The 12,300-nt window shown below is 47.5% G+C and carries 11 protein-coding genes; 1 reads left to right on the top strand and 10 read right to left on the bottom strand.

Annotated features, from left to right (window positions below; translation table 11 throughout):
* Nucleotides 1-220 precede the first annotated feature (220 nt).
* Entirely contained in the window at nt 221-1,237 is a 1,017-nt protein-coding gene (locus ACAN54_RS19430) for a LacI family DNA-binding transcriptional regulator (protein ID WP_379159862.1), read from the top strand.
* A gap of 210 nt (nt 1,238-1,447) precedes the next feature.
* Here the strand turns inward: ACAN54_RS19430 and ACAN54_RS19425 are convergent, their stop codons facing one another.
* The 10 genes from ACAN54_RS19425 to ACAN54_RS19380 all read right to left on the bottom strand — a co-directional run bounded on the left by ACAN54_RS19425 (nt 1,448) and on the right by ACAN54_RS19380 (nt 12,278).
* Nucleotides 1,448-2,458: a ketoacyl-ACP synthase III gene (locus ACAN54_RS19425; RefSeq protein WP_379158995.1), complete on the bottom strand. Its 1,011-nt coding sequence runs from the start codon at nt 2,456-2,458 to the stop codon at nt 1,448-1,450.
* Nucleotides 2,459-2,738: 280 nt separating this feature from the next.
* Nucleotides 2,739-4,082, bottom strand: a complete 1,344-nt coding sequence (locus ACAN54_RS19420; protein ID WP_379158992.1) for a glycoside hydrolase family 28 protein — start codon at nt 4,080-4,082, stop codon at nt 2,739-2,741.
* Between the two features lie 106 nt (nt 4,083-4,188).
* Complete coding sequence (locus tag ACAN54_RS19415; RefSeq protein ID WP_379158989.1) at nt 4,189-5,301, bottom strand: glycoside hydrolase family 88/105 protein; 1,113 nt, start codon at nt 5,299-5,301, stop codon at nt 4,189-4,191.
* Nucleotides 5,302-5,339: 38 nt separating this feature from the next.
* Complete coding sequence (locus ACAN54_RS19410) at nt 5,340-6,215, bottom strand: carbohydrate ABC transporter permease (RefSeq protein WP_379158986.1); 876 nt, start codon at nt 6,213-6,215, stop codon at nt 5,340-5,342.
* 21 nt (nt 6,216-6,236) lie between these two features.
* Nucleotides 6,237-7,205, bottom strand: coding sequence for an ABC transporter permease (locus ACAN54_RS19405; protein WP_379158983.1), 969 nt, complete (start codon nt 7,203-7,205; stop codon nt 6,237-6,239).
* 135 nt (nt 7,206-7,340) lie between these two features.
* Nucleotides 7,341-8,894, bottom strand: a complete 1,554-nt coding sequence (locus tag ACAN54_RS19400) for an extracellular solute-binding protein (protein WP_379158980.1) — start codon at nt 8,892-8,894, stop codon at nt 7,341-7,343.
* Nucleotides 8,895-9,626: 732 nt separating this feature from the next.
* Nucleotides 9,627-10,544, bottom strand: a complete 918-nt coding sequence (locus tag ACAN54_RS19395) for a DUF3885 domain-containing protein (RefSeq protein WP_379158977.1) — start codon at nt 10,542-10,544, stop codon at nt 9,627-9,629.
* Nucleotides 10,545-10,740: 196 nt separating this feature from the next.
* Entirely contained in the window at nt 10,741-11,139 is a 399-nt protein-coding gene (locus ACAN54_RS19390; protein WP_379158974.1) for a hypothetical protein, read from the bottom strand.
* 254 nt (nt 11,140-11,393) lie between these two features.
* A complete protein-coding gene (locus tag ACAN54_RS19385; protein ID WP_379158972.1) occupies nt 11,394-11,699 on the bottom strand; it encodes a hypothetical protein in 306 nt (101 codons plus the stop codon).
* A gap of 207 nt (nt 11,700-11,906) precedes the next feature.
* Nucleotides 11,907-12,278 (bottom strand): hypothetical protein, encoded by a 372-nt coding sequence (locus ACAN54_RS19380; RefSeq protein ID WP_379158969.1) that lies wholly within the window; start codon nt 12,276-12,278, stop codon nt 11,907-11,909.
* Nucleotides 12,279-12,300 lie beyond the last annotated feature (22 nt).

Here is a 12,300-nt window from a genome sequence, read left to right as displayed (position 1 = left end):
CTTCCTGCTAATCATTCCTGCATTGAATCGAAATCGGTTTCGAAAATATCCGCGCCATCACACTTTTCCTCATCGAACCCGCCCCATCCCCCGCACTTCTCTTACAACAACCGTTTGACTTGCTCCGGGAAGTTGAATAGACTTAAATTCATGAATAAGCGCGGCGCAGCAGTCTTTTGAGCTGAATGTACGGATAAGCGGAGGGTAGATTTACATGCAAATGAATATTAAAAAGATCGCTGAAATGGCGGGTGTCTCCGTCTCCACAGTTTCGAAAATCATGAATAATTACAGCGATGTTTCCGAAAAAACAAAAAAACGGGTTATGGAAATTATCGAGCAGACCGGATACTCCCCCTCCAACTCCGCCAAGACACTGGCCACCAAAAAGTCCAATCTGATCGGGGTCATTTTTGCGGGTGAGCTTAATGTGGAATTTACGCATCCCTTTTTTGTGGAGGTGCTGAATTCCTTCAAAAAGCAGATGGGGGTGCTGGGCTACGACCTGATCTTCTTTTCCAACGAAAAGTTCATCAGCAGCGGGGATTATTACTCCCGTTGCCTGCATTTTAATGTCGACGGCTGCGTTATTATCTCCGGGCAAAAGATGGAACCGGCGATACGCGATCTTGATATGAGCAGTATTCCCTGCATCGGAGTAGACCTGGAGTTGAAAGGTGCAAAGTCCGGATTCGTAATGTCGGACAATTTCCAGATCGCCTCCAAGGTGGTGGAGCACTTCTATCTGCTTGGCCACAGGGAGCTTGGGTTCATCGGCAGTACAGCCGACTCTGATATTTCCAATCTGAGGGAGGCCGGGTATGCGAAGGCGATTGAAAGCTTCGGTCTGACCCTGAACCGTAAGTGGTTCGTGCATGGGGACGACTTCTTCGAATCCAGCGGCTACTCGGCTATGCAGCAGCTACTCACGACTGGCAGCATGCCAAAAGCGGTCTTCGCCGCCTCCGATCTGCTCGCCCTCGGCGCGATCCGCGCCTTGAAGGAACATGGACTGCGCATCCCTGAGGATGTTGCTATCATTGGCTGTGATGATATCGAAGCCTGCAAATACACCAGCCCCACCCTAACTACAATCCGCCAGAACAAAGAACGTCTGGGGATTCTCGCAGCACATATGCTCTTCGACCTCATCAACAATCAATCCGGCGGCGGCTCCTTTGTCGTCGAACCGGCTCTCATCGTCCGCGAATCCTGCGGCAGCCGGTTGAGCGGCTAATCCGGGAGCTTCAAGAAACCTCAATCTAAGCTACCTCCAAAAAACCTTGCGATCAACTAGCATCTTTTAGTGTTTTCAGCAGCCTCCTTCCGGCGAAACTTTGCTCTTATAAGCAGCCAACTCGAATCGAAATACTTTCGATAATATAATCCCTCATTTGTTGTGGGGGTTCAAGGCACTGTTTTTCTGATTTTGGGCGCCATTTTTCGGTTAGAGAGGAGTGGGTGGCGAGACTTCGGGGGCCAGTGCCAGCTTTACCAATTGACCGGCATGCGTTAGTCCCGCTCCGAAACCGTACAGCAGAATCTGCTGGCCATTCACTACCTTACCTTCGCGGATCCCGAGGTCCAGGGCAAGCGGAATGCTGGCGGCAGAGGTATTCCCGAAATATTCAAGACTATACAGAGCCTGCTCAAAAGGATAATTCAACCGTTCACAGATCGGTTCAATCATCCGCAAGTTCGCGCTGTGCGGTATGAACCAGTCTACCTGGTCCAGGCCAAGTCCGGCATTGTTCAACACATGCTGCACACCCTGAGGCACAGTACGTACCGCCCACCGGAACACTTCGCGGCCATTTTGCACCAGCTTGCCAGTATCGATAAGATCCACCTCATTCACCCTTTGCGACAGACCTGTTCGGTACACATGATGCGCCCCGCTGCCGTCGCTGCCCAGATGGAACCCGGCAAAGTCATCCCCTTCTTCATCTCGCTCCACCAGCACAGCCCCAGCCCCATCACCAAAAAGGATGCAGGTGCTCCGGTCGGTATAGTCCGTGATTTTGGACAAGGCATCCGCGCCTAAGACCAGCACCTTACGGTGCAGACCGGAAGCCACATAGGCATGGGCCGTATGCAGCGCATAGACAAATCCGGCGCATGCAGCGCTCATGTCCATCGCTCCGGCAGTAGACGGAATCCCTAGACGGTTCTGTAGAATGGAGGCAACTGAAGGAAAAGGGAAGTCAGGCGTGCTTGTAGCCACCAGAATCATATCGACATCCTGCATGCTTTTGCCATAACGATTCATCAGATCCAGCACAGCGGCTGTACATAAATCACTGGTATATTCGTCCTCACGGCTAATTCGGCGTTCACGGATTCCTGTGCGCTGGACAATCCACTCATCATTGGTATCCACCATCTGCTCCAGATCGCTGTTCGTAAGTCTCCGGGCCGGAACATAAGCTCCGATTGCGGTGATTTTAGCACCTGTCAAGAAGATCACCTCATATTTTAGTATCTGGTATTAGTACTTGATACTAATTATATCTTCAATTCTCCTGTATTGCAAAGCCTTCTATAATCTATTACCTTTTTCCTTTGAACTTAAGCATGGTTTTGCACTGCACCCTTCCTTTATTCTCCACCGAAACCTTTTATTCCAATAACAAGAACCCAACAAAAAGAACCGTAGCCCCCAAACGGGCCACAGTTCCTTTCAACCAAACCTCTTCTATTTACCCAAGCTGTGAAAAAGGCATGTCCTTGCAACCCACTTAGCTGTTGACCGGTTCGATAGTAACCCGCTCGACCAGCTTTTCCGGTTTGACGGTGTTTTTGGACCGGCAGTTCATGAGCTCGACCTCTTCCCCATTCTCAATGTAGAACGCAGGGCCTTCGTGATTCTCAATCGTCACCTGATGGAATTGCACATCCCGGACATATCCAAGATAAAAACCCCGGCCTTTCATCGGTTCAAGTCCTGTCATCATATCGGGAGCTCCCGGCACCGGATTCTTCGCCATCGAGATATCCACGTTCGTGAATGTAATCTCCGAGACATGCTGCTCCGCAAGTCCATACAGGAACCCCGCCGCGGCGTGGACATTCCGGGCTGTGATATTGGCATAATGAATCCGGCGGAAACAGGGCGTTTCAGCGGTGATGGGGTAGGGATTTTTGTCCCAGACGTACTTCTCCTTACCCCGCGGTCCGCAGAAATAATACAGGTTAAGGGTAAAAGGGCAGATGACATCCTCCATTACAATGTTGCTGATGCGGATGTCTTCGATGATCCCGCCGCGGCCGCGTCTGGATTTCATGCGGATTCCACGGTCCGTCTGCTTGAACACACAGTTGCTAATCGTCACATTACGGATGTCGCCGCTCATCTCACTGCCGAGCACGACCGCCCCGTGGCCGTGGACCATCGTGCAGTTCGTGATAGTGATATTCTCGCAGGGTATACGCTCCAGTGTGTCTTCAGTGCCCGCTTTGATCGCGATACAGTCATCGCCCACATCAATGTGGCAGTTGCTGATATGGACACCCGAGCAGGATTCGGGATTAATTCCATCTGTATTCGGCGAATCTGCAGGGTTCAGTATGGATACATTGTCAATCGTCACATTGCTGCAGCCAATTGGATTCACGGTCCAGCTCGGTGAATTCGTCAGTGACACATCCTTGATGGTAACCCTACGACAGCCGCTGAAGCCGATTAATGTCGGGCGCGGAAGGTCAAGCTGCTCCGGGTGACTGCGGTGAAGCTCCCACCATGGGGCACCGTTGCCGTTAATGGTCCCACTCCCGGTAATGGAGATGTTAACCAAATCCTTACCGAAAATACAAGGGCAATGCACCTCCCGCTTCACGCCCTCCCATCTGGACTCCACCACCGGATAGTCCTGCGGCAAGGTACTAAATGACAGCACAGCCCCTGGACTTAAGTGCAATTCAATATGACTCCGGAGCTGGATTGCACCCGTCAAAAAAGTGCCTGCCGGAACATGCACCGTCCCGCCGCCCGCCTCACCCGCCGCCGCTATCGCAGCCGCAATTGCGTTTGTGGCGGGTTCGCCACTGTCCGGCAGGGCTCCATAATCAACAATATTAAACACCAGCTACACTCCTTCCATACAATCAACGGCATTTCTGCCGTTGTTACGACCAGAGATACCTCAGCCCATTACCTCTGTCTCACTAAGCTCTCGGTCCTTCCCCCATTCAGCTCTCGGCCCCAGACTCGTCATACAATGACTGCATCTCCACACAAGCCATGACCAGTGCACCGACGCCGTGCAGATCATTGCTGACCTTCGGGCGGGTGACGTAGTTCTCGTAATCCCCCGCCGATGTGCCGATACAGATGTCGGGCAGAATCAGCCTGCCCTGCTCATCCTGCTGCAGCACCCGTATCAAACCTTCATACCCTTTGCGGGCAGCGGCCAATGCACCGGGAGGAACGATGCCGTGCTTCACAGCCTTGGCAATCGTGTAGACGAACAGGCAGGAGCCTGAGGTCTCCAGCCAGTTATCCGGCTGGTCGCCTTTGTCGACCACCTGATACCACAGCCCGCTCTCCCCATCCTGATACCGGATAAGCGCTTCGACGAAGCTGCCCAGTTCGGCACCGAGCTCCGCTCTACCCGGATCGCCGGCAGGAAGCAGATCCAGAAACTGCGAGACGGCGAGGCCATACCAGCCCAGCGAACGGCTCCAGAACTCTGGAGAGCAGCCGGTTTGCGGGTTCGCCCAGGGCATCCGCTTGCTCTCATCCCAGGCATGATACAGGAGCCCTGTGGTCTCATCCTTCATATACTTCCGCATCAGCCGCTCCTGATGCAGTACGGTTTCTCGCAGACCGGTCTCCCCATAGGCATTGGCATATTTGAGAGAGAATACTCCGGCCATATAAAGCCCATCCAGCCACATTTGGTTCGGATATTTATCCTTGTGCCAGTACCCGCCTTCCGAGGTCCGGTTCAGCGTTAGCAGCAGGTTGCGCAGCTTATCGGCAGCAATCCGGTACTTCTCCTTGCCCGTCCGCTCATGCAGCGTGAACAGCAGCAGTCCTGCCTGAACCGCATCCAGCTCATCTCTGGCAAAATACAAATTGCCGTTCTCATCCACCAGATCATCCACATACTGCTGAATATATTCAATATAACGGTCCTCCTGGACGGATTCCCATAATCGTTCCATACCGCATAGAAACACACCCTGATGATAATGCCAGCGATGGGCTGGAGGTAATTCTCCCGCTTTATAAGTATCCATTAAAGAATCACAGGCTTGTTTTGCCCATTCCATAGGTGTTGCCGGCAGATTGCCTATCATCTCCATTCCCCTTCCACTATATATATGTTATCTCTACGCTAGCCCTTCATTGATCCCAGCATGGCTCCCTTGGCAAAATGCTTCTGCAGGAACGGATAGACCATCAGAATTGGTAACGTGGCTACCACGATAACCGCCATCTTAATCGTCTGATCCGGCGGCGGATTGGTCGCATCCAGGGAGGAACTGTAGTCCATTCCGCTTGCGAGTACCACGATTTGCCGGAGCAGCACCTGGATAGGCCATTTCGCACTGTTATCCAGATATAAGATCGCCGTCATGTAAGTGTTCCAGTAGGTTACTGCGTAGAACAGGGAGATCGTTGCAATCGCAGGCAAGGACAGGGGCAGTACAATCCGGAACAGGATGCCGAAGTCGTTGCAGCCGTCGATTTTGGCCGATTCCTCAAGGCCTTCAGGGATATTTTGAAAAAAGTTTTTCAGGATAATCATATTGAATGCACTAATGGCCGAAGGCAGAATCAGGGCCGCATACGAGTCAATCAGGCCCAGCTCCTTCACCACCAGGAAGGTGGGGATCATCCCGCCATGGAACAGCATAGTGAACACCACAAGAAAGTTAAAAACATTGCGCCCGTCCAGATCCCTTCTGGATAAGCCATAGGCCATCAGCGCAGTGATGAACATACTGAACAGCGTACCAACGAGCGTAACGCCAATCGACACACCCATAGCTCTAAATATGGTGTCAGTCGAGAAAATAAATTTGTACGCCTCAAAGCTCCACACCTTGGGGATCAGCACAAACTTGTTGGCCGCAATCTCAGCACTTGTGGTGAAGGAGCCGGCAACCACGTGCACAAACGGCAGTACGGTAATCAAGGTAATGAGGGCAAGCAGTGTAAAGTTCACAATAGAAAAAATTCTGCCGCCGATCGTGCGATCTTCTACCATTTCAATTCCTCCCGCAGGTTCTCAATAAACGCCTTCTTCGCCCATTTTCTTGGACAATTTGTTAACCGACATGACCATGATCAGGCCGATCACTGATTTGAAGAATCCGATAGCTGTACTGTAGCTGAACTGGCCTTGCCGGAGTCCTGCCGTGTACACATACGTATCAATAATTTCCGCAACTTCTCGATTCATGGAGTTAAGCAACAGATACACATGTTCAAATCCAAGATCAAGCACGGAACCAATTTTCAGAATAAGCAATGTAATAATAACGCCGCGGATCGCCGGGAGGGTGATATGCCAGATTTGTCTGAGCCGTCCGGCACCGTCCATGCGTGCAGCTTCATAGAGTCCGGGGTCGATGGCCGCAATCGAAGCCAGATAAATAATTGTCCCCCAGCCTGCTTCCCGCCAGATCACTTGAATGATATACATCGGCCTGAACCAGCCGGGACTCAGCAGGAAATTAATCTTTTCGAAGCCGAAATAAGCCAGCAGCTCGTTGATAATCCCGCCGTCCATCGTGACCATGACAAATGAAATCGAAACAACGATAACCCAAGACATGAAATGGGGCAAATAGATGAGCGTCTGAAAGGTTCTTTTGAAAAAGCTGCCTCTCAGCTCATTCAGCATAAGCGCCAGAATAATCGGAACCGGAAAGTAAAATAAAATATTCATTCCGAACAAAATCAAGGTGTTCCCCAGGATATTGAGGAAATCCGGCTCTGAAAATAACCGGTGGAAATGCTTCAGCCCCACCCATTCACTGCCTGTTATCCCCTGGTAAGGCTTGTAATCCTGAAACGAGATGATCAGCCCGTACATCGGCAAATATTTAAATATCACAAAGTACAGTACACCCGGGATCAGCATGACGTAGAGCAATTTGTTTCTCCACAGACGTTTTTTGAGCTCACTGCTGCTCTTATAGCTCTTGGGCTTCAGCTCGGGAACCACACCAGGCTGAGCGGAGACTTCCTGCATAATACTCTTCCTTTCTGCTTCATAATTGTTACCTGACTGCCGGTGCGCCAAGAGAGTCCGAAAAGACTGCTGTATTCCTGTTGTTAGCAGCCTTTTCGGCTTCATTTGTAGTCAGTTACTCAAAAAAACCACTGCCTATTTCTTATACACGGCATTGTACTCATCAATAATTTTCTGGCCTCCGCGGTCTTTCCAGGCCTGCACTTCTTTTTCAAATCCGGCTTTGTCAATTTGTCCGTAGATATATTTGTAGGTCGCATCTGTAATAATCTGTTGGAGTTCAACGCCCTTGGAAGTATACGTAGGTGAATCCAGTGCAGCCGTAGGATCCGCCACACCCACCTTCACATTCTCCAGCAGCAATTCTTCGGCGTGGAGTCTGCCCGGCAGTACATTCAAGCTCTGGTACATGCCATTCGTCTCCGCTTCACCAATTACGCTGTCCTTGTAGCCTTTAACCTCGCGTTCGATCAATTCTTTGTCATCCGCCGGTTTGGCTTTGCCGTCTACGACAGTATAGTGGGTGCCTTCAATACCCCAATACATCAGGTTGGCGACCTCAGGAGTCATCATCTTGTCATAGAACGCCAGAATCTTCTTCAGTTCAGCCTCATCCTTGACTGCTGATTTCGGGAACAGCACGACGTTGTTGTAGCCCGGAATCATCCATTGTGCAAACTTCCCGTCCGGTCCGGCAACCATACTGTGCGTATCCAGCACGGCATTAGGGAAATTCTTAATCAGGTCTTTGTTCAGGGTATCGATATCCTGCATCGAGCCGCCAATGTACATCCCCGCTTTACCGCTGACGAACATTTTCACAGCATCAGTCTTACTGGTGGCCGCGAAATCCTGGTTCATGTAGCCGCCATCGCGGGCTTTTTTGAAGAAATCCATCGTATCGTAGTATTGCGGGAACGTGAATTCTGGCTGCAGCTGTCCATCCTTCTCTCCCCAGTTGTTCGGTGTGCCGAACCAGGAGGATACGGTTTTGAATGCACCATAGACCAGTTCGTTACGGTCAACAATACCTGTGGTATCTTTTTTGCCGTTGCCGTCCGGATCCTGCTCAGTGAACGCCTTCGCCATAGCAAACAGCTCATCTACATTGGCCGGTGGCTTCAGGCCCAGCTTATCCGCCCAGTCTTTGCGGTAAATGATGCCTTGGCGTGCCAGCGGGCGTCCAATATACAGGGTATACAGCTTGCCTTCCACTTTGGTGTTATTCAGGATTTCCGGCTTCAGCTTATTGAGATTAGGGAACTCGCTCAGGTAAGGCCCGATCTCCCAGAACTGTCCGTCTTTGATGGATTCTTTCATCTGGAGGAAGGTTGTCTGATTCTTCAAATAGGTAACCTGCGGCAGAGAGCCTGTAGCGAACGAGGAGTTCAGCTTCTCTTCATACGTATCCGCCGGGTAGAACTGATAAGTGAGCTTCGTATTCGTTAACTTCTCCACTTCCGTCTTAATCGTATCCGGTGGAGTCTCTGATGTGTTCAGTGGCAGCATAATCTTGATCTCTGTCGGTTTCTCCGGCTCCGGTGCCTTAGTTGCGGTGTCTGTTCCGCCGCTGGTTCCCGCATTGCTCGGGGATGCTTCATTATTCTTGTTGTTGTTGCCTGAACACGCTGTCAACATGCTGAATGTGAGCAGGGCGGACAGCAGCAGGGTGAAGGATTTTTTGTTCATGCCAATTTGACCTCCGTTTAACTTGTATTGGTTACAAGCCTCACAATACAGCGTCCGCAGGGTTACGAATACAATCATTTACTCATAAAAGGGCCTTGCTGCGGGCGTTCTGGGGAAATGATTATCGTGATAACGAGGGCATGGGAAAGGAAAAAGTGTCTGGGAGGTGGCGGGCGTGGCTGCGGGGAATGTTTGGTCTTTCGGCCGCTGTTATGTTTGGATTTCTCTAATTATAGACCGTTGCTAGCGGTAGAAATCCAAACATAAAGGCGGACGCTGACGCTCCTACAGTTCCAAACTTCCCCTCCACCACTCCCACCTCCCTTACGGGTGGTTTTCAGTTCACTGCAGGGAGGAAGAGCAGAAAAAACCCGCCGCATGAATCTGCAACGGGGCAAGAAGCAAGCTTATTCCTGGCAGAAACAGAAAATAATCAACGATCTTTTGATACTCGAATAACAAGTGGTATCAGCAGAACCATGATGTGAAGCGGACACAGGAGACGTTATTTTGTGAAACACATGTTCGGTGAAAATAAAGTAATAGACTGGAGTCGTTGATTTAACGCGGTTTTTGAATTGAAGAATCGTCAGCTTTTGAAAAGTAAGTTATAGACTGATCAATTAAAAGAAGCAGCGGCGGACCAAGACTTGATAAATAAAGTCTTAGACTGCCGCTGTTGTCGTTCAACTAACGTTTCCCGTTAGCTCAATGATTGTAGATTCCGCTCAGTTAGAACGCTCCTGCTATTTCCCAGCTGCAATATACTCCTCCATATTTTTTAGAGTATAGGTTCATAAGCTCACTCTGATAATTAATAAGTGCCAGCGCCTCTGTCTTTGTAACTTGGTAAACGGAAGTATCCTGATCTTTGCTTTGAAGCCTCAACGTGAATCCCGTTCCCCCGACTTCCTCTTCGAACTGTTTGCTCTGATCATTTGGAATCTCAAGCATGTGCGAAATATGACAAGTGTTATTACTATATAGATTAATGTCAGTTGATTTCACTTTTAGCTCATTGGCATATTGACGTGCTGACCGCTCTGTCTCTGTCTCGAAAACACCTGCGAGCCCTTCTTCAAAAACATTGTCAATATGTATACGATCATAATCAAGGATCCAACTGCGGTACTGGTAATACAATGGCAGTAAGCTTTCTTTACTCACACCATATACATCACAACCACGGTCATCGTAAATATACAACAAGATTTGTTTGGTTGAATTAAATAGCATTACATTGCCGTGTACGCGCGGTTTCCTGCCAAAATCTTGATTAGCAATAGCAGTTAGCAGGTATGACATTTTTATGTCTTCGAACTTCACTCGAACTCGATACTCGCTGGTTACCATTTGTTCATCATCTTCATATTCATAGGGAATCACTTGGTGTTCTAGGTTTTTTACTGTTTGTTTTGTTTTAAAAAAACGGTGCATATCAAGTTTTTCGTGCTTACTTTTTTCTTTCAAGTAGCTAATGCGATTGATCACATGAACTTCGTCATTTTTTGAAAAGAGAAAGTTACATATGCTGTTCGAGCGTTGCATTACCTCATTAAAGTATGCTTTTTCCTCAAGAGCAACTGGTCCAAGTTCAAATCGTATCCAGTATTTTTGCTTGAACATATTATTAACTAAACTGGTTTTCATACGCTGCCTTTCGTTAACACGTAATTTTTTTGTGAACTTGCTAACTATTCGTGTTTCTAAGAACCTCTTATATCAACTTATTGCAAGTTTTATGGAGTATAAGCTAACACTTGGAGCCCCTGCGCTATTGAACAATAGTTCTCCGTTAGTTCAATCCTCGGGTATAAATTAACCTGCCTGTTGGCTCAACAGACTGCTAATCAAGCCAGTTCACATCAAATTCATGATAGTTAATAAGTCCGAACGGCAAACTAGATTTAGTCGGGAGTGGACGGAATGAAGCTTTTACTTTGAATGTAAATCTTAAGGGTTCAAATAAATAATTGGTTAATGAATTAATTTCAACGTAACGCTCATGCTCACCTGGTAACGCACCATAAATACTCGGTGATTGTTGTTCAGAAGAAGCATCCCGATATCGTTTCCATATTTCATATCCTTCGATAATAAGCTGACACTGTTCTTGTGTAATTGGAGTGAGCAAGTAATACTCATCATAATCATCCAACGACTCATTGAAATTTTTGTTGAAAATATGTGGGGCTCCCTTATAATCAGCCACCCCTGTTTTAGGGCCATCCCACCAATCATTCATTGTATATACTCTCTCGTAAATGACCATCATTTTTTCTACCTTTCATACATATTCCTTCGTTATCTCCGATGAACTATCTGCTCAATAGCTTAATAAAAAAGGAACATCTGCCGTGGCAGTACTGCTCCTTGTGTTATTCAACTATCGTTTCTCGTTAGTTAAATCCGGAATCATTGCTGGACCGAGGAGTGTATGCCCAGTGCTCAAGTGTTATATGATGTTACTGCCAGAATCAATTTACTTTCAATCAAATTTCACACTATTAACTGGTTTATTTTATGGATTGCTATATTCATTCCTTCATACAATTCTGTTACTGACCGATATTCTTCTTTGAATACTGGGTTGCTCCATTCTGTGTTCTTGATAATATATATAATAAAAACGCCGTTAAGAGTTGAAAATCTGCCATACCACCCGACATCAATTAAGTATCCCTTGGGATATTCGACCATAAACATATCTTCACTTAACCATTTAATATCAGTCATATCTTCCGGACTTAAATTATAAGAGTTCCATTTAACAACTCCTGGTCTGAAATCAAGGTTTTCAAACATATTTATACCTCTCCCACAGTTGTTTATTATTAAGCCGTTTAATACTTCGCAGTAATTTCATCTAACGTGATACTCACGATATTGTACATATTCCTTCTCATAATAGTAATTCGCTAAACGATTAACCTATCCTGCCCTTTAGCTTAACAAAGCAGCCGATCATAATGATTGGCTGCTTCCTTTGTATTATTGAGCTATAGTTTCTCGTTAGTGTAACCCAAGTTTCTGTTGAGCGAATACGCTAATAGAGGAAATTGGTGCGGTCGTTGCATCCCATTCTTTTTCAATATCTTCGACATCCTCTAGTTCAAAACAGATTCCATCGATACTAGGAAATATGTAAACATACAGTTCATAATTACATTTCTCAAAATATTTCTCAATATCTGAAATTGTATTGCCAATACCTATTTTGCCTTTAAACTGACCATCAAAGCCTTTAAAAACTGTTATTTGAAACACTAAGTTCTTCTTATTAATCCAGAAACAGATTGTATCTGTTTTTATTACATCGCTATTGGCTCTTTTCTCAACTTCATATTTATTACCCATTACATTTTCCAGCTCTTCAAGGACCAACCAAGCTTAAATGCTCCTATTC

It is taken from the genome of Paenibacillus diazotrophicus, from assembly GCF_042610465.1.
Note: the sequence above shows the minus strand (reverse complement) of the source record. Positions and strands in the feature narration are given on the sequence as shown.

What these genes read in the sequence shown, in the direction of transcription:
- ACAN54_RS19430 (WP_379159862.1), top strand. Translation starts at nt 221, where the DNA reads ATGAATATTAAAAAGATCGCTGAAATGGCGGGTGTCTCCGTCTCCACA.
- ACAN54_RS19415 (WP_379158989.1), bottom strand. Translation starts at nt 5,301, where the DNA reads ATGATAGGCAATCTGCCGGCAACACCTATGGAATGGGCAAAACAAGCC.
- ACAN54_RS19410 (WP_379158986.1), bottom strand. Translation starts at nt 6,215, where the DNA reads ATGGTAGAAGATCGCACGATCGGCGGCAGAATTTTTTCTATTGTGAAC.
- ACAN54_RS19405 (WP_379158983.1), bottom strand. Translation starts at nt 7,205, where the DNA reads ATGCAGGAAGTCTCCGCTCAGCCTGGTGTGGTTCCCGAGCTGAAGCCC.
- ACAN54_RS19400 (WP_379158980.1), bottom strand. Translation starts at nt 8,894, where the DNA reads ATGAACAAAAAATCCTTCACCCTGCTGCTGTCCGCCCTGCTCACATTC.
- ACAN54_RS19395 (WP_379158977.1), bottom strand. Translation starts at nt 10,544, where the DNA reads ATGAAAACCAGTTTAGTTAATAATATGTTCAAGCAAAAATACTGGATA.
- ACAN54_RS19390 (WP_379158974.1), bottom strand. Translation starts at nt 11,139, where the DNA reads ATGAATGATTGGTGGGATGGCCCTAAAACAGGGGTGGCTGATTATAAG.
- ACAN54_RS19385 (WP_379158972.1), bottom strand. Translation starts at nt 11,699, where the DNA reads ATGTTTGAAAACCTTGATTTCAGACCAGGAGTTGTTAAATGGAACTCT.